General features: G+C 39.0%; 18 protein-coding genes and 1 pseudogene. 17 read left to right on the top strand and 2 right to left on the bottom strand.

What is annotated here, in order from left to right:
* Positions 1-11 precede the first annotated feature (11 nt).
* From LQ188_RS07780 to LQ188_RS07720, 13 genes and pseudogenes are all read left to right on the top strand, one after another.
* Positions 12-1,307, top strand: coding sequence for a class II aldolase/adducin family protein (locus LQ188_RS07780; RefSeq protein WP_230176470.1), 1,296 nt, complete (start codon positions 12-14; stop codon positions 1,305-1,307).
* Between the two features lie 119 nt (positions 1,308-1,426).
* Entirely contained in the window at positions 1,427-2,188 is a 762-nt protein-coding gene (locus LQ188_RS07775; protein ID WP_101221779.1) for a DeoR/GlpR family DNA-binding transcription regulator, read from the top strand.
* A gap of 400 nt (positions 2,189-2,588) precedes the next feature.
* On the top strand, positions 2,589-3,488 hold the full coding sequence (locus tag LQ188_RS07770; RefSeq protein WP_230176469.1) for an ABC transporter ATP-binding protein: 900 nt from the start codon (positions 2,589-2,591) through the stop codon (positions 3,486-3,488).
* Complete coding sequence (locus tag LQ188_RS07765; protein ID WP_230176468.1) at positions 3,481-4,731, top strand: ABC transporter permease; 1,251 nt, start codon at positions 3,481-3,483, stop codon at positions 4,729-4,731. Before LQ188_RS07770 ends, LQ188_RS07765 begins: the two co-directional genes overlap by 8 nt.
* Positions 4,732-4,864: 133 nt before the next feature.
* On the top strand, positions 4,865-5,167 hold the full coding sequence (locus LQ188_RS07760) for a hypothetical protein (RefSeq protein WP_101221782.1): 303 nt from the start codon (positions 4,865-4,867) through the stop codon (positions 5,165-5,167).
* 278 nt (positions 5,168-5,445) lie between these two features.
* Entirely contained in the window at positions 5,446-5,604 is a 159-nt protein-coding gene (locus LQ188_RS07755; RefSeq protein WP_230176467.1) for a hypothetical protein, read from the top strand.
* A 117-nt stretch (positions 5,605-5,721) separates the two neighbouring features.
* Positions 5,722-6,288, top strand: a complete 567-nt coding sequence (locus tag LQ188_RS07750) for a hypothetical protein (RefSeq protein ID WP_230176466.1) — start codon at positions 5,722-5,724, stop codon at positions 6,286-6,288.
* Positions 6,289-6,435: 147 nt separating this feature from the next.
* A complete protein-coding gene (locus LQ188_RS07745; protein ID WP_098373080.1) occupies positions 6,436-6,588 on the top strand; it encodes a YfhD family protein in 153 nt (50 codons plus the stop codon).
* Positions 6,589-7,175: 587 nt separating this feature from the next.
* Positions 7,176-8,147 (top strand): S8 family peptidase, encoded by a 972-nt coding sequence (locus tag LQ188_RS07740; RefSeq protein ID WP_230176465.1) that lies wholly within the window; start codon positions 7,176-7,178, stop codon positions 8,145-8,147.
* A 266-nt stretch (positions 8,148-8,413) separates the two neighbouring features.
* Positions 8,414-8,604: pseudogene (locus tag LQ188_RS07735) on the top strand (nucleoside transporter C-terminal domain-containing protein); the annotation flags it as partial.
* A gap of 436 nt (positions 8,605-9,040) precedes the next feature.
* Positions 9,041-9,379 (top strand): metal-sensitive transcriptional regulator, encoded by a 339-nt coding sequence (locus LQ188_RS07730; RefSeq protein ID WP_230176591.1) that lies wholly within the window; start codon positions 9,041-9,043, stop codon positions 9,377-9,379.
* 16 nt (positions 9,380-9,395) lie between these two features.
* Positions 9,396-9,602, top strand: a complete 207-nt coding sequence (copZ, locus tag LQ188_RS07725) for a copper chaperone CopZ (RefSeq protein WP_076368959.1) — start codon at positions 9,396-9,398, stop codon at positions 9,600-9,602.
* Positions 9,603-9,675: 73 nt separating this feature from the next.
* Positions 9,676-12,090, top strand: a complete 2,415-nt coding sequence (locus LQ188_RS07720; protein WP_290370105.1) for a heavy metal translocating P-type ATPase — start codon at positions 9,676-9,678, stop codon at positions 12,088-12,090.
* Positions 12,091-12,275: 185 nt separating this feature from the next.
* Here the strand turns inward: LQ188_RS07720 and LQ188_RS07715 are convergent, their stop codons facing one another.
* Positions 12,276-12,779 (bottom strand): DinB family protein, encoded by a 504-nt coding sequence (locus tag LQ188_RS07715; RefSeq protein ID WP_230176464.1) that lies wholly within the window; start codon positions 12,777-12,779, stop codon positions 12,276-12,278.
* 621 nt (positions 12,780-13,400) lie between these two features.
* Here LQ188_RS07715 and LQ188_RS07710 point away from each other — a divergent pair.
* The 3 genes from LQ188_RS07710 (at position 13,401) to LQ188_RS07700 (ending at position 17,570) form a co-directional block, all read left to right on the top strand.
* Positions 13,401-14,321 (top strand): patatin-like phospholipase family protein, encoded by a 921-nt coding sequence (locus tag LQ188_RS07710; protein ID WP_230176463.1) that lies wholly within the window; start codon positions 13,401-13,403, stop codon positions 14,319-14,321.
* A 939-nt stretch (positions 14,322-15,260) separates the two neighbouring features.
* A complete protein-coding gene (locus LQ188_RS07705) occupies positions 15,261-16,559 on the top strand; it encodes an MFS transporter (RefSeq protein ID WP_101221786.1) in 1,299 nt (432 codons plus the stop codon).
* A 21-nt stretch (positions 16,560-16,580) separates the two neighbouring features.
* Positions 16,581-17,570: a D-glycerate dehydrogenase gene (locus LQ188_RS07700; protein ID WP_230176462.1), complete on the top strand. Its 990-nt coding sequence runs from the start codon at positions 16,581-16,583 to the stop codon at positions 17,568-17,570.
* 198 nt (positions 17,571-17,768) lie between these two features.
* Here the strand turns inward: LQ188_RS07700 and LQ188_RS07695 are convergent, their stop codons facing one another.
* Positions 17,769-17,936 (bottom strand): aspartyl-phosphate phosphatase Spo0E family protein, encoded by a 168-nt coding sequence (locus LQ188_RS07695; RefSeq protein ID WP_230176461.1) that lies wholly within the window; start codon positions 17,934-17,936, stop codon positions 17,769-17,771.
* A gap of 478 nt (positions 17,937-18,414) precedes the next feature.
* Between LQ188_RS07695 and LQ188_RS07690 the strand changes: the two genes are divergently transcribed.
* Positions 18,415-20,157, top strand: coding sequence for an alkaline phosphatase (locus LQ188_RS07690; RefSeq protein ID WP_101221789.1), 1,743 nt, complete (start codon positions 18,415-18,417; stop codon positions 20,155-20,157).
* The last annotated feature ends 8 nt before the right edge of the window (positions 20,158-20,165 follow it).

Here is a 20,165-nt window from a genome sequence, read left to right as displayed (position 1 = left end):
AGTGATAAAGTATGAATGAAAATCTGCATCCAGCCGAACAAATTGTTTTGATCATGGAACGTGTCTATAAATATGGCATGACAACAATTTCAGGAGGAAACCTTTCTATTCTAGATGAAAATGGTGACCTTTGGATTACTCCATCGGGAATTGATAAAGGGACATTAACCATGGATGATATCATGTGCGTCAAAAAGGACGGTACATTCATAGGGAAACATAAACCATCGGTAGAGCTTCCTTTTCATCAAGGAATTTATGAAGCAAGGCCCGATATAAAAGCTATCGTACATGCACATCCCCCGGCTTTGGTTTCCTTTAGCATGGCTCGTAAAGGACCAAACCCAAAGTTGCTTTTACATGCATATAAGAGTGTAGCAGATTCCCTTCAGGTTGCACCCTATGCGATCCCTGGAAGCGACAAATTAAAGGAAAATATTTCGGCTGAATTTGCAAAAGGAGGGGATGCGGTCATATTGGAGAATCATGGTATTGTGGTAGGGAAACCCACTATATTTGATGCCTTTATGTTGTTTGAAACACTTGAAGATACTGCTTGTATGGAAATAAATGCAAGGAATATAGGGAAACCATTTGAACTGACCGAACAAAATTTACAAGAAATAGATTTATATAAAGCGGATAAATTAACACAGATAGAAATGAAGCACCATTCTGTCGAAGAGGTTTCTTGCCGTCAAGAAATGATCAGGTTATTGGAACGGTTATATGATCGTCAGCTTTTTACAAGTATCTCAGGCAGCTTTTCAACCCGCCTTAAAGATGGCTCTATTTTAATCACGCCTTCTCAACAGGACCGTAAATATATTAAGGAAGATGAATTGGTTCTGATTCATCAGGAGTATAGTGAAGCTGGAAAGGAACCATGTGAGTTTTTTGAGCTTCATCAAAAAATATATGAGTTAAACCCGGAGCTTACATCCGTAATCATTGCGAACCCAAGATTTTTAATGGCCTATGCTGTGACAGATGTTAAATATAATACACATATAATTCCAGAGGCCTACATTGTTCTTCGGGATATAGATAAAGTGCCTTTTGGAATGGGGGAAAATCATAATAGAATGATTGCAGATAAACTAGCAGAGGATAATCCTGTCCTATTAATTGAAAATGGGTATGCAGTTGTCTCAGGAAAAAGTTTACTGAGTGTATTTGATAGGCTAGAAGTAGCTGAATATAGTGCAAAAGCATTGGTGTACGCTAAAAGTATTGGCGAAGTAATCGATATTAGTGATGAAGATATTGAAGAAATTATTGAAGGTTTTAAGCTAATTGCCAAATAACCATATCAATGAAAAAAGGCAGTTCCTAAGCTCTCTATTTATATAGAGGGCTTTATATATGTTACAATACAAAAACAAACAAAAGTAAACAAAGATTATATAGATAGGAGAAAGTTGGTATGCTTGTAGCTCAAAGACACCAAAAAATTGTCGAACTCGTAAATGAACGTTCGAGTATTCGTGTTACAGAATTAAGTGAAATCTTTTCAGTAACAGAGGAAACAATCCGACGTGATCTCGAAAAGCTTGAGAAAGAAACAAAACTAAAACGCAGCCACGGCGGTGCCGTTAGCCTGCAAGAAGATGATTCGGAAATCCATTTTTCCGAAAGAGTGATAACAAATGTCAACGAAAAAAAAGTGATAGCATATGAAGCGGCAAAGCGGATAGTGGAAGGTGACAGGATTATTTTAGATGCAAGTACAACTGCCTGGTATATGTCAAAAGCCTTACCAAACATACCGCTTACGGTTATTACCAATTCCACCAAAGTGGTGATGGAATTGAGTAAAAAAGAAAAAATAGAGGTTATTTCAACCGGGGGAAGATTACTGTCAAAGTCTTTATCATTTGTTGGTCCGATAGCAGAGAAATCATTAACGATGTATCATGTCAACAAAACGTTTTTGTCTTGCAAGGGGATTCACTTAGAAGAAGGACTCAGTGATTCTAATGAAGGGCAGGCTTTATTAAAAAAGAAAATGATCGAAAGGTCGGATGCAGTGATCCTGATGGTGGATTCCTCAAAGTTTGGAAAAAAGGCGTTTTCATTAATCGTTCCGCCTAGTGAAGTGGATGAGGTCATTACGGATAGAGAAATAGATGAAGCATCAAGAAAATTGCTTGAAAAAAGAAATGTAAAAGTAACGATTGTAAAATAAAATAGAATCATTAGCGACAGTTGGGAAATGTGTCCTTTAAAGCGAGCAATCTATTATAGAGGTTGGGTATCTTTACGGTACCCAATCTATTTTTATTATTGCCTCGTTTCCCAAAAAAAGGGCTTTCAGTTTAGTAATATGCTTAGGGAAATGCAGGAGACGTACGAGGATGTGAAAATGTTAACCATGTCATTACCAATAGGAAGGGAAAGGGGGGTTTTGTCTTAAGTTTCGCAGAAAAAATACTATTAGGGTAAAGGGCAAACGTGAAACGTTAATTTTTTCTGGAAATTTGCATATAATCGCAGAGAAGTAGATTTATTTGGTCTTTGGTGATAGTTGAAATTGGAAAACCTTTCCGTTAACATATAATAAGAATCATATTTTAGGAGGTTGTGCATTGGCTTTGCAAATTAAAGAAGTTACGAAAAAATTCGGGGAATTCACAGCTGTAAACCAGCTTGATTTAACTATCCCCGAGAAGGAAATGTTCGGCTTTTTAGGCGGGAACGGGGCGGGGAAAACGACCACGTTCCGGATGATACTTGGCCTGCTTGACCCCACTGAAGGGGAAGTTGTCTGGGATGGTAAGAAAATCGATTATACGACCAGTTCAATGATTGGCTATCTTCCTGAGGAACGCGGACTATATCCAAAACTGAAGGTGCGCGATCAAATTGTGTATTTGGCTAGATTAAGAGGGATGAACAAACGAGATGCTTTGAAAGAATTGGAGTATTGGCTGGACCGCTTTATGGTACCCGAGTATATCGATAAGCGAGTTGAAGAGCTTTCAAAGGGAAATCAGCAAAAAATCCAGCTGATCGCCTCGATGATCCATAAACCTGAATTACTTATCCTTGACGAACCCTTCAGCGGACTGGATCCAGTGAATGTGGAAATCCTGAAGAAAGCTGTCATTGACTTAAAGGACAGCGGCACGACGATCGTTTTCTCGAGCCATCGCATGGAGCATGTCGAGGAGATGTGCGAGCATCTTTGCATCATGCATAAAGGTTCGCCTGTTGTGGCTGGAAAGTTAAAAGAAATCAAGCGTTCTTTTGGTAAAAAGAATGTCTCAATTAAAGCAGATTTTGATCTATCTTTCTTGGATAATTATTCAGGTGTAACAAAAGTCAAGAACACGATGGAAGGGAAAATTCTTCAAGTAACTGGTGAAGATGTGGCTGAGAACATGCTACGTGATCTTGTTCCAAGAGGTTTCGTCCGGAAATTCGAATTGGAAGAACCATCGCTGACGGATATTTTCATTGAAAAAGTAGGTGCCGTCTATGAATAAATTTTGGATTGTCCTTTCCCATACATATCTATCAAAATTAAAGACGAAATCCTTTATCATTTCTACAATCATTATGATGGCACTGATTCTCGTTCTTTCGAATCTTTCGAATCTTATTGATAAATTCGACAGTGATGAACAGGAAAAGGTTGCCGTTATCGATCAGACTGAAGGCAGCTTATTTGATCCTTATAAAAAAGCGATAGCAGGTGTGAACGATGACCTATCGATAATATCCGCCCAGGATGAAAAGGAAGCGGAGGAAATGGTTAGCGCGGAAGAAATCGTTGGGTATTTGTTAATCGAAAAGGATGAAACTCTCGGCTTCAAGGGAACGTATAAAGCGAATCAAATTTCAGATTCTGCGGTAAGTAATGATTTGCTTTTAGCGCTAACCCAATTGAAGGGTCAAATAACCGCGAAGGAATTGAATTTGACAGAGCAGCAAATCGCTCAATTGAATACGCCGCCAGCATTTGATACGATTGCGCTTCAGAAAAATGCAAAGACGGAAGAGGATCTCAATCAAGCACGAGGTCTCGTGTATGTTCTCCTATTCGTGATTTACTTCGGTGTGTTGATGTATGCAACGATGATTGCAATGGAAGTAGCTACTGAGAAAACATCACGAGTCATGGAAATCCTGATTTCAAGTGTCCCGCCAGTCACACAGATGTTTGCCAAAATAATGGGTGTTGCTTTACTTAGTCTTACTCAAATGATTTTATTTTTTGGGGTGGGCTATTTCTCGATTAAACAAAACTTGACGGGTATGGACGAAGGATTCTTTTCATTTTTCGGTTTCGGCAGTACCGATATCTCAACGATCATTTATGCAATCATCTTCGCTTTGCTTGGGTATTTTCTGTACGCGACTCTTGCGGCATGTCTGGGGTCCGTTGTCAGCAAAATTGAAGATGTCCAGCAAATGATTTCACCGATGACCATGTTGGTTGTCATCGCCTTTATGATTGCGATGTTTGGACTGGGGAATCCGTCAGCCAGTTATATTACGATCACATCATTCATTCCATTTTTCACGCCGATGATCATGTTCTTGCGTGTGGGGATGCTTGAAGTTCCATTCTGGGAAATCGCCATCAGCATTGCAGTCTTGATCTTAACGATTGTTTTACTTGGAATAATCGGAGCAAAAATCTATCGGGGTGGAGTCTTGATGTATGGAAGCTCAAAATCACTGAAAAGCATCAAGAATGCCTTGCAATTATCCAAGAAAAATTAACATGAAACCTGGATCCTTCATTTGGAGGCATTCAGGTTTTTTTAAGATAATAATATAGGAACGAAAAGTAGCATAGATATAAGGGAACATAAATTTATTCCATTTATGGAACCGCGATTAGGAGTGAATTATTATGAGCAATCTGGTAACGTTGACGATAGCTTCAGAAGCGTTTCTCTTGCTATCCTTCATCATTATTATTTTATCAACCAAGAATCCGAAAAGAAATGTTCTCTGGGTCATCCTGTTCATCATTGGAGCTGCACCGCTTTTATATTTAGCCATAGATCATGTGAAAAACGACTATATGGATGCAAATATCGGATTGGGCCTTGCCTTTATGTTTACCTGGATATATAGTGCAGTAGCCTTTATCATTGCCATCATTCTTTTAGTGAAAAAGAAAAGGAATAATAATATTTCAAAAGAACAGTAATATTCCCATTATCCAATCAAGTTCCGGTTTTAAATTAGCTTTTTTGGATTTGAGGATATATGGGTTCCACATTTACGTTCTTAAGAGTGGAGTCCAAACTTCTCGATCATGGCAATGACTTAAAAATATGGAGGTACCCCTTAAAGAAGTATCACCAAGCCAATACGAAAAAGGGTTGCCCCTAAAAGTCATTTTACTGACTTTTAGGGGCAACCCCTTTTTTTGTTTTTAAATCCTTTTTAAATCAATGAAAATAAATGTAAAGCAGGTGAGGGTTAATGAACACACTATTGTTCGTAACAGGTTTATACTATGAAGCAAAAGGAAGAAATTATTATGAGGAGGTTTGTTCCTTACTTCGAAGCTTAGAGAAGATTTTAAGTTGGGCATTTGTCATCCTGAAGACACTGAAACGTTTGAAAAAGATTTTGACTTAATAGTATTTCGAAATGCTGGTCCAGTAGCGAATTTTAAGGATACGTATCAAGCATTCCGCAATAGAGTAGTTTCTGGATATTCTGAAAACATACAATTCATTTAACGGAAAGGCTGATATGAACGGGAAGGAATACTTAATTGAACTAACGAATGCTCAATTTCCTGTTATTCCAACTATAGAAACTCTTGATTCTTTAGATAAACTCCCTAATGTAGAGACGTATATTGTAAAGCCGAAAGATGGTGCAGATTCAATCGGTTTGGAATTTGTAACGAAAGATGAATTGATAGATAAATTTGATCCAGAATCAAAAAACACATTAGTACAACCATTTATCAACTTTGAGTATGAGGTTTCATTTTATTTTATCGATAAAGAATTTCAGTATGCTCTTTATGCACCAGATAAAGAGCAAAGATGGGAATTAAAAGAATATTCACCTACTGAAGAAGATTTAACTTTTGCTAACAAATTTATTGAATGGAATAATCTTGATTGGGGGATTCAACGAGTTGATGCTTGTCGGAATGAACAAGGTGAACTTTTATTAGTTGAATTAGAAGATTTAAATCCCTATCTTTCCTTGTTAGAATTATCTGATGAAACACTGAAGAACTTTGTAGAGGCAATGAAAAAGTCATTACTGAAAACTCTTCAGCTTAAATTTGAATTTTTCTTATAGAACTATCAGGTGCGTAGTAGTAAAAGAAGGAGCAATCCCAAAAAAATTTTATAAGGAAAAAAGTCGTTCATGAACAAATCTAAAGATATATAAATGTGATTCTTAGCCATACTAATAAAGATTAAAATATAGTTAGGAGGCAATATTATGGGAAGATCAAACAATCAAAAATCATCTAGCAGAAAAAAATCATTAGCTCAAACTCCCAATAACTTAAAAATCGAACCGGATCGTGTGAATGAAGAGTTTTCACGTGAGCTAGGTGAAAGTGCGAAAATAAGAGCTACAAGACCTAAATGATACTACAAAAAAAGTGAAAGATACGGATTGATTACACTCTTTTTTAAAATTTTAGTAAAACAAATCGCGCTGTTTTTTTATAATTTCTATATAACCAACCTTGCGTTTGTTGAAGAAGATGTTTCACAAGGACCCTATTAATATGGTCCTTTTTTCTTTGTGAAAAATCAACAGCATTTAACCAGTGCCTTTAAATAAAAAAATGTGGCTATATTGGTTATTATAATGGAAGTGCAAAAGCTGCCGAGGAGGTAGCTTTTTTTCCTTTCCAATAAGGTCGTTTATGTAATTACTATTTTTGCTAAGGTTCTGATGATTATAGATTTCCATTTCTTCTTTTTACTAAGGATTTGTAAACGGTGATATATCTACTCCATCTCAATTTTCTTTAGTAAACTAAAATATCAAATTAGACTAAGGTTTATAGCAAAAGCTTGTCTCCATTCATAGGATAAAGAAAGGCTGTAATCAATGTTATTGGATTCAGCGTTCCTAAACGGGTTTTAAGTGTGGATTCCCCTCAATGGTTATTACAAAAGGAGGTGTTTCTGCCCGTCTTAGGGTTAATATGAAGGGAGAGGCTAGAATTGCCAAATGTTCAATTAGTACCCTTCCAAGTAGAAGGAATAACAGAAAATACCTTGGAAGTTCCACGAGGTATTAGAATGATTCGTGCACGCTCTATTTGGAGAGAAGGGTTTAAGGGTGAGAACATAGTAGTAGCCGTAATCGATACAGGATGCCAGTCAGATCACCCTGATTTGATTGATCAAATTATTGGTGGATATAATTTCACGGACGACTATTATGGTAATCCTGTCAAATTTGCCGATAATAACGGACATGGGACTCATGTTTGCGGAACCATTGCATCAGCAGAAAATGGTTTTGGAGTTGTAGGTGCAGCACCTAAAGCGAAGTTGCTGGTACTTAAGGTTTTAAATGGATCAGGAGAAGGAACAACAGAAAACATTGCGTCAGCTATTAATTACGCTGTCAATTGGACAGGTCCTAATGGCGAAAAAGTACGGGTTATCTCGATGTCATTAGGGGGACCGGATAATGATCCGGCCTTACATTCGTCGATTATAAACGCCGTTCAATCTAATATAATGGTCGTGTGTGCCGCGGGAAATGAAGGCGATGGTAAGTCCGAAACAAACGAGTACAGTTATCCAGCTGCATATCCGGAAGTTGTGGCAGTAGGCTCAGTTGACCGGCGTGAACGAATTTCCAGATTTAGTAATTCTAATGGTGAGGTGGATTTAGTGGCCCCTGGGGAGAAAGTTGTATCAACCTTTCCTGGTAACCAATTTGCCGTCTTATCAGGTACATCCATGGCTGCCCCACATGTGTCAGGGGCTGTTGCGCTTTTGATAAATAAATTTGAAACAATACTTGGCCGTAAATTAACAGAGTTAGAAGAATTTAATGAACTCATAAATAATACAGTTTCGCTGGGCAAACCAAAGACTCAAGAAGGGCATGGAATGCTGAAACTAAATCACCAGAAATTAGAAAATATAAAAAAAGTTTTAAGGGAGTTTAGGTTGCCTTAAGATAGAGAACAGAAAAGTATATGATCCTAATTTCATTGCATATTGTGTTAGGAACTCGGATACAAAGTGATACAAACCCTCTGGGAGTTAAAGGTTTTTTTTTGTAAATTTATTGCTTATTAAACTACTATGAAAATAAAACTCTAGGTCTAACAAGCTGAAATATTATTAAACCCAAAAAGCTTCTTCAAAGTTTGAACTCTGCAGTAGCCGCCTACTTATAACTTTCTATATTTCTCTGGCACTCTGGAATCGAATAAAGGAACGCAGTGGCAGTTACGTATCTCACCACTTTTGCCAATTTCAGTACAGTTGGCATGATTTGATTTATGGTACGTTCAATTCTATCTTCGATGATGAAAAATCGCACATTATCGGAAGGAATGTTTGGAAGCTGTTGCTTAGCGGCATGGCTGTCTCCTTGTTAAGTGCTATGATTGTTGGATTATTTGTTTGATAACCAATAAAAAATATATTACTTTTTTGTGTATTCAACTAAAAGGTGTGGAGTAAGAACATCCTTTATTTGAAAACAAACATATCTATTAATTTCGGTGTGTTAACTATGCAATTTTAAAACAGACAACCAACTAAAAAATTGAAATCCGTTAAACTTTATCGGGATTATGCCAGCGTAGGGCATTAAGATCCAAAAACACTCATTTCTCCGGAGATGAGTGTTTTTATTTGCATCCTTAGTAGACTCATGTAGTTCATCCTTTTTTGTTTAGCTTCGCATGGGGTATTTTGTGTGTAGTTTTGTTAAACAGACTAAGGAATAGATATACTTAAAAAGCAAAGAATAAAGAAATATTGACACAATAGCTTTTCTCTTTTCATAGGATAGGAGGGTATGGTATATTAATTTCAAGGAGGGATGGGAAATGGATGAAATGTTGAATGATAAAGATTCTGTGAATGAAGAAGAATGCTGTACGACCTCTTCCCACGGCCGAAGAAGTCATCACTCAGAAGCAGTAAAAAAGAATTTAACGACCCGGTTAAATCGAATTGAAGGTCAAATTCGCGGTATAAAGGGTCTTATTGAAAAAGATACGTATTGTGATGATGTGATTACCCAAATAGCAGCTACACAAAGCGCGATGAATAGTGTAGCCAAGATATTATTGGAAGGGCATCTTAGGAATTGTGTGGTCGAACGCCTGAATGAAGGGGATACAGAAGTTATAGATGAAGTGCTTGTAACGATACAAAAATTAATGAAAAAATAAAGGAGTAGATGTTGAAATGGAAAATGTAACATTGAGTGTAAGTGGAATGTCTTGTGGTCATTGTGTGAATGCAGTTGAAGGGAATGTAGGAAAACTTGCAGGTGTTGAAAGCGTAAAAGTACATTTGGACGCAGGAAAAGTAGATGTAGCGTTTGATAAGGAAAAAGTATCACTTGAGAAAATAAAAGAAACAATCGATGATCAAGGCTACGATGTCGAATAAGTCATGGGAGTGCTGTTAAGCACTTTTTTACAAAAAAATATACCCCATAGCGGTATGGGAAGGCGGGGATGATGTGAGCGGCCAAATAAAAGAAACAACAATGCAGATTACCGGAATGACTTGCGCTGCCTGTGCTAACCGAATTGAAAAAGGGTTAAACAAAATGGAAGGCGTTGAGGAAGCCACCGTTAATTTGGCTCTTGAGAAATCGGTCATTAAATATGATACGGAAAAATTAAGCAACAAGGACTTTGAAAAGAAAATTCAAGATCTTGGCTATGATGTAGTAAAAGAGAAAAAGGAATTTACGATTACGGGCATGACCTGTGCTGCCTGTGCTAACCGAATTGAAAAAGGGTTAAATAAGCTGGATGGAGTAAGCATGGCCAATGTGAACCTTGCGCTTGAAAATGCGACAGTCGAATATGATCCTTCCGAAGCCTCCCCAGTTGACATCATTCAACGGGTGGAGAAGTTAGGGTATGGGGCGATCATCAAGGAAGATAACACGGAATCCGTGGATTTCCGTCAAAAAGAAATTCAAAAACAAAAGAATACATTCATTCTTTCGGTCATATTATCATTTCCATTGTTATGGGCGATGGTAAGTCATTTTAGTTTTACTTCGTTTATTTATATGCCTGATTTCCTCATGAATCCTTGGGTGCAAATGGCATTCGCCACCCCAGTGCAATTTCTGATTGGAAAGCAGTTTTATGTTGGGGCTTATAAAGCCTTGAAAAATAAAAGTGCCAATATGGATGTATTAGTCGCAATGGGAACATCCGCTGCCTATTTTTACAGTGTTTATCAGGCGATCATATCGATGGGATCCCATCACAATACGGCACAGCTTTATTTCGAAACTAGTTCGATTCTTATCACCCTCATTCTATTAGGGAAGCTTTTTGAAGCAAAAGCAAAAGGACGTTCTTCCGAGGCCATCAAAAAATTAATGGGACTTCAGGCCAAAACGGCACTGGTGTTAAGGAACGGGGAAGAACGCGAAATACCACTTGAGGAAGTCATCGTGGGAGATACGATATTGGTGAAGCCGGGTGAAAAGATCCCTGTCGATGGAGAAGTAGTCGAAGGGAACTCTGCCGTTGATGAATCCATGTTAACGGGTGAGAGCATTCCGGTGGATAAAACAAACGGGGATACTGTGATCGGTTCAACATTGAATAAGAATGGTTTTCTCAAAATGAAAGCGACAAAGATCGGAAGGGATACAGCTCTTTCTCAAATCATAAAAGTGGTTGAAGATGCTCAAGGGTCCAAAGCCCCGATTCAACGTCTTTCTGACCAAATTTCCGGTGTCTTCGTTCCCATTGTTGTCGGAATCGCCCTTTTAACTTTTCTGGTTTGGATGATATGGGTTAACCCTGGAGAATTCACCCCGGCTTTTGAAGCGATGATTGCAGTGCTAGTCATAGCCTGTCCATGTGCTTTAGGTCTGGCCACTCCAACATCCATCATGGCAGGATCAGGTCGGGCCGCTGAATTCGGTATTTTATTTAAAGGCGGGGAACACTTGGAAACCACACACCATATAGATACGGTCATTTTGGATAAAACGGGAACAGTGACAAATGGTACCCCAGTGTTGACCGATGTTCTCATCGAGAACGGTATGGAAGAAGAACAGTTTTTATCTCTAATCGGCGCAGCTGAAAAACAATCTGAACACCCTCTTGCGCAATCAATCGTTCAAGGAATTCAAGCAAGACAGATATCACTTGCTGCGATTGAGGAATTTGAAGCGATTCCTGGATACGGCGTGAGAGCTGTAGTGGATCAAAAAGTGTTATACGTCGGAACGCGTAAATTGATGAAGCAAAATAACGTGGATATTACTAATGCCCTAACAGCGATGGAAGCTTTTGAAGAGCAAGGGAAGACAGCAATGCTCGCTAGCATTGAAGGTGAATATGCAGGCCTCATTGCCGTTGCCGATACGATAAAAGATACCTCGCTAACGGCGATTAAAAGGTTGAAAGCAATGGATATCCAGGTCATCATGATAACCGGGGATAATCAAAGGACAGCAAATGCCATCGGCAATCAAGTGGGCATTGACCAAGTGATTGCAGAAGTCCTTCCTGAAGGGAAAGCGGAAGAAGTGAAAAAACTGCAGGCAGCCGGTAAAAGAGTGGCAATGGTCGGAGATGGTATAAATGATGCTCCCGCGCTGGCACTAGCCGATATAGGAATGGCCATAGGAACCGGGACGGACGTAGCCATGGAAGCTGCCGATATCACTTTGATCCGGGGTGATTTGAACAGTATTGCAGATGCAATCCTCATGAGCAGGAAAACGATGCGGAATATCAAACAAAACCTATTCTGGGCTTTTGCCTACAACGTAATCGGGATACCAATTGCGGCAATCGGACTGCTTGCCCCCTGGTTAGCTGGTGCTGCCATGGCTTTCAGCTCTGTATCAGTCGTATTGAATGCACTTCGCCTTCAACGGGTAAAGCTCTGAAGATCATGTAACATATAATGAAGGCTATGGTACTGACTGAATATGAACATATCACGAACGTTTGGATTTTCATATAATAAAAGCCGATGATTCCTTGGCAAGAGGATCATCGGCTTTCATCTGGAATGAGCGGTGCTTTAGTATGTTTACAGAGATCATGTTCCGTCGAGCTTGCCATGCCGAGTTTATTTTAAACAGTAAAATACATAATCTGTAGGTGCGCCACGCTCGCCTTGTTGATGGAGCATCGCTGACACGTTACCGCGATGATAGGTCCCATGATTCACTACATGATGGATGAGGTCGGCAAGTACAAACTCACAAGCCCCCATTTTGGGATGTTCGGTTACAATGGTCCGTTCAAAATCAGGCTGTGAAGTAAAAAAAATATCATAATCCTTTGCAAGTTCATCATAGGAGGATTCAAGTTCACTTATTGAGACTCCGTCCACTTCTTTCCGCCGCTGTTCAACTTTCTTAAAAGTATCTTGAATTGTGCATCCTTTCATTATTTCCAACCAGGTAATATCTGTTGCGTAAAGGTGAACAAGGACTTCCTTGATGGATGGAAAGACACTTTTTATCGTGTCGCCATAGACTCCGTCCGGTAATTGTTTTAGGTTTTGGAACACTTGCTGATTAGCCCACACGTGGTAATCATACATTTTCCTTGCACGGTTCATTTCCATTTTTTCACTCCTTCAATTGTTACATATCCTTTTCGACATAATTTAAAGAATACCTTTTTCAAAAGTTGCTTCCTAATCTGATAATTTGTCCATGCAAAACTTCGTTTTAGACATACCATGTTAATAGATGCTATCCTACTATTGTTTTTACGTTTATTACCATCAAAGTTGCGTTAAGGGAGTCTAACACCTTTTAATAATATTGCAGTAGAGCCTGTGTAAATGATTAATGGTTTCTCAAGTAGAGAGTCCAAAGACATGTAATAATAAAAGTTGTAAAAAAAAGTAAAAATGATAGATATGCAACCAATTGATCGAGGTTGAAGAGCATAAACATAGACTAGAAGTGCGGTTAATCATGCGAACAACCTGAAAAGCTGGCAAGGTCAAAGAACATGATATTACGGAAGTTGTGTTGGAGATTGAAAAACACAACCATGAGAATCTAGATACTGTTAGCAAATTAATTTATTAGAAAAATAGAACCGTCTTCCATCGATGTCAAGCACTTTTAATCTTCAACTGACGGGGATGATTTTTGGATTTCAAGAGTGTGAAAATTCGCTTTATTTGAAAGTATTGTTAATAATTATAATAACTCTTATCGAGGGGTGGAAAAAAATGAAAGCAGATGCCGTTTTTGAAGGTGGGGGGGTCAGGGGAATTGCTTTTATTGGAGCGATTCAAGCAATGGAAGAGGAAAAAGTAGAATGGGAAAGACTCGCTGGGACATCAGCAGGAGCAGTAATCGCAGCTCTTTTGGCCAGTGGCTATAAAAGCCATGAAATTAGAGAACGGTATAGTGAAATCAACTACTCAAAGATGCGAGGCAGGACAATTCTAAATCGAATTCCCGTTTTTGGCTCCTTTTTGGAACTTATGGTTCACCTTGGGATTTATAAAAACGACTATTTGGAAACGTGGGTGGATTCTCTTCTTTCAGAAAAAGGGATTAGGACATTCGCGGATCTTCCAGATGGAAAGTTGAAGATAATTGCGTCTGATGTTTCGAATGGTCAGATGCTTATTTTGCCAGATGATTTGGAACGCTATGGGATGTCTCCTGCTGATTTAAAAGTTTCAACTGCCGTAATGATGAGTGCCTCTCTACCATTTTTCTTCCGTCCGGTTATTTGGAAATCAAAAGACCGGAAAAAATCCTACATTTTAGATGGTGGTTTACTTAGTAACTTCCCAATTTGGATTTTCGATACAGACAATCCTCGCTTTCCAACATTCGGATTCCATTTTGTGAAAGATGAAGTTAACATAGATCCGGTAATACCAACGCCAATCCACCTTTTCAAAAATATATTTAAAACGATGCTTCAAGCCCATGATTTACGACATATGAACGAAGAAACGATTGAACGCACGATTCAAATTCCTACTGGCGGCATCAACGCAACGGACTTTGAACTGAATGAGGATGAAATCGACTTTCTCTATAAATCAGGCTATACTTCTGCAAAAGAATTTTTGTCTGAGTGGGATTTTGAACAATATAAGCAAAAACGGATGCAAAGAGTAAAAAATAAGTAGGAGAAACATTACCCTATCGTTTCAAAAGGGTGAAAGAGTGGGACAAGGAGCTGTTACAACGGCTCTTTTTCTTATTGAACTAACGATCAATAGTTTAATATTATTCTTTTATTTCCGTTTATTCATTTAAAAAATTCAAAAATAATATCACATGTTAATCTTTTATGATTTCGTATTTCCACTTATTTCTTTTAAGCTCAAGACAGCTATGACTCGATCCTAAAAGGAGAAGAGATAGGTGTAACCTAATGTCACTGTAAGGAACGGATGATGAGCCAAGTCTTTCAGTCCTCTTTTAAAAATGCTGTTAAAAAATATAGTAGTAGTAAATGTGCATAGAGATGGAATCTTCACAATAAATGAAAACATTATTCCGGTGCTTATCAGTAAGTTGTGGAAACTCCATTAACCATCCCAGCTTCCATTAAGATTTAATACTAATAGAAAAGTGAATACAGCAAGGCTAAGCGAACAATTAATGTCCCACTTATCTGGTAAACTACATACTTCTTTATCAGGTAAGTCTATGGACGTACCGCATGTATCAGGAGCGCTTGCTTACCTTATAGAAAAATAATAAAAAACGTTTCTAAGCCTGTCCGGAGAGATGGAAATGGATCTAGCGCTAAAAGTTGTTATGATTTTTATTCTAAAAAAAAGCGGTCTATCAATTTTCCCCACTTGGCATAAAACGTTTCCTAGGAATATAATCCCAAAAATAAGAATAAAGATTGACAATCCCACATCCTCATAATACGATACTTTACAGAATAAATAGAATTTTCTATTTATTTTTTTACCACAAAACAAAAACCGAGTTTTATATTATAAAACAATAGCCTCCTTGTATATACATATTCTTCAAGCGTAACTCTGTCTTTTTCTTATTTTGGAAGCGCTGCCAATTATGGCGTTTTATATAACAAGGGGGGATAAGGTATGGAAGCAAGAATGGAAACAAAGCAAGAAAAGCCATTAAATATTGGCCGGAAATTTCGCTGGACCGTCGTCATCTGGTTATTGATTGGGGGTATAATCAACTATCTAGATCGGGCCAACCTCTCCATTGCAGCTCCCGAAATGATGAAGGATCTCGGACTGAGCGTGACCGAAATCGGATTATTGGGAACCTTTTTTTCTTGGAGTTATGCATTAATGCAGCTTCCTTCCGGCTGGCTGATTGATCGGTTCGGGACCAAAAAGGTGTATACAATTGCGCTTATTTGGTGGAGTGGTGCGACCATTTTAACCGGAGCCGTTCATAAAATGAGTTCATTTATTGCTGCACGGATTTTACTTGGAGTGGGAGAAGCACCGTGTTTTCCGACAATGGCTAAGATCACTTCGTATTGGTTTCCTAAAAAGGAACGAGGCTTGGCAACTGGAATTTGGGATTCTTCGTCCAAATGGGGACCAGCCATTGCACCGCCAATACTCGTTTTCATCATGGTGACTTTTGGATGGAGAGCGCTGTTTTATATAACGGGTGTGATCGGCATCATCTTCGCAATCGGTTTTGTTATTTTTTATAAAAATCCTGAAAAAAGCCAAAAACTTTCCAAGGAGGAATTTGATTACATTAAGTCGGAAGGTGGTGGAGTGGAGCAAGGCATTCAATCATCAAAAATAAAATGGGGTTCGTTATTTAAATATCGAAGCGTGTGGGGGATGATTTTGGGCTTCTTCTGTACCATTTGGATCTGGAACATTTTCCTTGTCTTCCTTCCCCTTTATTTGTTTGATGTCCATCATGTTTCAATTAAAGAAATGGGTATATATGCTGGTATTCCTTGGCTTGGCGGAATCTTTGGCAATATTTTCGGAGGATATCTTACTAAAAAATGGGTTGACAAGGGAATTACTACACCTATTAAAGCAAAGCGAGCTTTAATTAGTATATGTGCCATCTCGGCCGCTATTGTTGTATGTGCAGTTCCACTTGCCAAAGGGCTCGCAATTACCTTAACATTACTGACTCTTGCACTTTGTTTTATTTCTGCCATTACTGGAAGCGCGTGGGCACTTGCCGGTGACATTGCTCCTCCTTCCATGGTTGCTTCCGTAGGTGCAATTCAGAATTTTGGCGGTTATTTTGGTGGAGCCTTTTCCCCTGTCGTGGCAGGCATGATAGTGGATGCAACTGGTTCTTACTCTCTTGCCTTTATATCTGGTGGTTTAATCGCCGGATGCGCCGCAATCTGTTATTGGTTTATTGTAAAACATCCTATTCAAGAATAGGATAATCGAGGAGGACATAAATTGAAGCCAAAAGTGTATATAGCAAGACCAGTACCGGCCGAGGTAAAGGCATTTATTTCGAAGTATTGCCAGTATGAAAAATGGAACGGCCCTGAACCCATTACCAGAAGTAAACTATTAAAGCAAATTTCTGATGCGGAGGGACTGCTCATCACCGGAGAAAAAATAGATGATGAATTTCTGGACCATGCACCACGTCTAAAGGCTGTCAGCAATATCTCGGTAGGCTACAACAACTTTGATCTAGAGGCAATGAAAAAGAGAAGCATAATCGGTACAAATACACCTGGTGTTCTCGATGAAACCGTGGCAGATTTAGCTTTAGCCTTAATGCTCTCAGCAGCCCGTCGTATACCGGAAATGGACAAGCTTGTAAAGGATGGCAAGTGGGGAAATAAAGGCGATGAACCCCTCTACGGCGTTGATGTTCATGGGAAAACATTGGGCATCATCGGTATGGGGAGAATTGGGGAGTCAATTGCAAGACGAGGAAAATTCGGTTTTAACATGGAAGTTTTGTATCATAATCGGCGAAGAAAATCCGAAGTGGAGGAAACGCTCAATACAACCTACTCCTCTTTAGAGCACCTTTTACGAGAATCAGATTTTGTTCTATTAATGGTCCCGTATACTCCGGAGACGAGGCATCTTATGGGACGGGAGCAATTCGCGCTGATGAAAAAATCTGCGATCTTTATCAATACATCCCGCGGTCAGACGGTGGATGAAAAGGCCCTCATTGAAGCATTGCGAAATAAGGAAATCCTTGCAGCCGGTTTGGATGTATTTGAAGAGGAACCCGTATCGCCTGACAATCCGCTTTTAGCCATGCCGAACGTGGTTACCCTGCCGCATATAGGTTCGGCTACTCACCAAACAAGATTTGATATGGCCATGCTTGCGGCGGAGAATCTCGTTGCAGCGGTTACCGGAAGGAAGGTAAGCAATGTTGTCCCTGAATTGAAAGGCCTTAAGACACTAAAATATTAGGTTGTCCATGACAATTTAAAAGAATCGTTGATAAAAAAGGCATCCATTTATTTTGGATGCTTTTTAATGGGGAGAAAGAAAACGAGTTGTTTAAGTAATAGAAATATGCTGCATGACCTACAAAGTGACGATTATCTGCAGTTGTAATGATTCCCTGAAGTATTACTAGAAGTATCAAATCAGGTTTTATTCCTGTTTTTAAACATATTCTAAACCAATCGGTTCTTTTTGAACCCCGAGTAAATTCAACAGTTTATCTAATTCCTGGCTTTTATGTAATGTTTTTGGGGTAGTAAATCCATAGATCAATCCAGTGGTTATTAGTTCTTTCCTCAAAATCTCAATTTTTTCATATAATGCTTCCATACTTTCCAATCCAGAATCCCTCAAGTACTTTCATATTTTGTTATGAAACTATTATTACATAAATTAGGATGTTTTTAAACAAAAAGTGAGTATTCACTTATAAATTTTTATTCAAGCATTCGAACAAGTTGGGAATTTAAGTTCCCGGAGAATGTATAAGGAATCATAAATGATGATTGGCTTTCTATAAGATTATTAAAATTTTTTTAATTGTAAAAATAGCCCATGGAAGTTATTTGTAACGATTAAATAAATGATTCATTAAGAGAACTAGGCTGAAAGACTGTCGTTATATGTAAATCTTTGTAGGGCTATGTAAATGTATGAGTGAATTTAAACTTTCTTTGTTTTCAATATGTGCCATTAGTTCTGCTTAAAAATTCCTAATTGGAAATTTATTGATTTACACATCTTCATACACCTTTAAAAATGGCCTTCTATACTTGAACCAGATTCAAATAATAGGAGGGAAAGATCAATGAATAATGAAAGAGCAATGGATGATTTAATTAAGAATTGGAGCGAATTAGGTAAGAATATGGACCGCCGAAACTTTATCCAGGGAGCAAGTAAGCTTGCCGGACTTTCATTAGGTCTTGCCCTTGCCCAATCAATGGGCGGGATTGAAGTGAATGCTGCCCCGAAATTCAGTGATTATCCATTTACTCTCGGTGTAGCTTCAGGTGATCCACTCTCGGACAGTGTAGTTTTATGGACAAGGTTGGCACCTGACCCGTTGAATGGCGGAGGAATGCCAAACGAAGCCATTTCCGTTAAATGGGAAGTGGCAAAGGATGAGAATTTCCGAAAGATTGTCCAGCAAGGCAAGGAAATAGCCAGGCCGGAACTTGGCCATTCCGTTCATGTGGAAGTAAGCGGGTTGAAACCTGATAAGGTTTATTTTTACCGTTTTAAAAGCGGAGGGGAAGTAAGTCAGACTGGGAAAACGAAAACTCTTCCCCCAGTAGGTTCAAGTGTTTCGAGCTTGTCATTCGCGTTTGTTTCATGCCAGCAATTTGAGCATGGGTATTATACGGCCTATAAACATTTGGCAAAAGAAGATCTGGATATTGTCTTTCACCTTGGCGATTACATATATGAATATGGACCAAATGAATATGTTTCTTCTTCAGGTAATGTCCGTGTACATAGTGGTCCGGAAATCATCACGCTTGAGGATTATCGAAATAGATACGCACAATACCGCTCTGATACCCATTTAAAGGCGGCACACGCAGCTTTCCCATGGGTAGTGACTTGGGATGACCATGAAGTTGAAAACAATTATGCAAATGTCATCCCGGAAAAAGGACAATCGGTAGAAGCATTCATCAAGAGAAGGGCTGCCGCCTATCAGGCTTATTATGAGCATATGCCCCTTCGTAAATCATCTTTGCCTAAGGGAGCGGATATGCGGTTATACCGAAATTTCACATATGGCGACCTGGCTTCTTTCTTTGTATTGGATTCGCGCCAATACAGGGATGATCAGGCAAACGGTGATGGAAGTTCACCGCAAACGTCTGAATCTCTTGATCCGAAACGGACATTGCTAGGTCCAGAGCAGGAACTGTGGTTAACTGACAATCTATCAAAATCAAAAACGAAGTGGAACGTTCTGCCTCAGCAGATTTTCTTTGCACAAAGGAATTATGGAACACCAGCAGCTCCCAAATTCAGCATGGATTCCTGGGATGGTTACCCGGCTGCACGCGATCGTTTAATTGAAGTAATCAAAAGAAGCAATCTGGAAAATCTAGTCGTGTTGACTGGTGATGTACACGCAAGCTGGGCAGCCAATTTAAAGGCGGATTTCGATGATCCAAATTCAAAGATTTTCGGTGTGGAGTTTGTCGGCACATCCATCACATCTGGTGGAAATGGAGCGGATAAGCGTGCGGATACGGATAAAATACTAAGTCAGAATCCACATATAAAGTTCTTTAATGATTACCGGGGATATGTCCGATGCAAAGTAACACCAGAACAATGGAAGGCTGACTATCGTGTAGTCCCATTCGTGACAGAACCAGGTGCGGATATATCGACAAGAGCATCCTTTGTTTTTGATAAAGATCAATCAGGGTTGCGAAAGGTTGCATCAGCAGCGGTTATGGAAGGTGTACAAAAAACGAACGAAGTCGAGGAAGATCGGACACGTGCCCATAATCGCGCACATGAAAAACAAAGAATGAAAAGTCAGGGGAAAGTGACTAATTGATAGGGAAC

Origin of the sequence: Peribacillus sp. Bi134, from assembly GCF_918698065.1 — a bacterium.
In the GTDB taxonomy this organism is placed as follows: Bacteria; Bacillota; Bacilli; order Bacillales; family DSM-1321; genus Peribacillus.
Note: the sequence above shows the minus strand (reverse complement) of the source record. Positions and strands in the feature narration are given on the sequence as shown.

Bases quoted from the DNA above. Each gene is read 5' to 3' on its own strand.
- LQ188_RS07705 (WP_101221786.1), top strand. From the start codon at position 15,261: ATGGAAGCAAGAATGGAAACAAAGCAAGAAAAGCCATTAAATATTGGC.
- LQ188_RS07710 (WP_230176463.1), top strand. From the start codon at position 13,401: ATGAAAGCAGATGCCGTTTTTGAAGGTGGGGGGGTCAGGGGAATTGCT.
- LQ188_RS07775 (WP_101221779.1), top strand. From the start codon at position 1,427: ATGCTTGTAGCTCAAAGACACCAAAAAATTGTCGAACTCGTAAATGAA.
- LQ188_RS07730 (WP_230176591.1), top strand. From the start codon at position 9,041: ATGTTGAATGATAAAGATTCTGTGAATGAAGAAGAATGCTGTACGACC.
- LQ188_RS07780 (WP_230176470.1), top strand. From the start codon at position 12: ATGAATGAAAATCTGCATCCAGCCGAACAAATTGTTTTGATCATGGAA.
- LQ188_RS07765 (WP_230176468.1), top strand. From the start codon at position 3,481: ATGAATAAATTTTGGATTGTCCTTTCCCATACATATCTATCAAAATTA.
- LQ188_RS07690 (WP_101221789.1), top strand. From the start codon at position 18,415: ATGAATAATGAAAGAGCAATGGATGATTTAATTAAGAATTGGAGCGAA.
- LQ188_RS07755 (WP_230176467.1), top strand. From the start codon at position 5,446: ATGAACACACTATTGTTCGTAACAGGTTTATACTATGAAGCAAAAGGA.
- LQ188_RS07745 (WP_098373080.1), top strand. From the start codon at position 6,436: ATGGGAAGATCAAACAATCAAAAATCATCTAGCAGAAAAAAATCATTA.
- LQ188_RS07750 (WP_230176466.1), top strand. From the start codon at position 5,722: ATGAACGGGAAGGAATACTTAATTGAACTAACGAATGCTCAATTTCCT.
- LQ188_RS07760 (WP_101221782.1), top strand. From the start codon at position 4,865: ATGAGCAATCTGGTAACGTTGACGATAGCTTCAGAAGCGTTTCTCTTG.
- LQ188_RS07715 (WP_230176464.1), bottom strand. From the start codon at position 12,779: ATGGAAATGAACCGTGCAAGGAAAATGTATGATTACCACGTGTGGGCT.
- copZ (WP_076368959.1), top strand. From the start codon at position 9,396: ATGGAAAATGTAACATTGAGTGTAAGTGGAATGTCTTGTGGTCATTGT.
- LQ188_RS07695 (WP_230176461.1), bottom strand. From the start codon at position 17,936: ATGGAAGCATTATATGAAAAAATTGAGATTTTGAGGAAAGAACTAATA.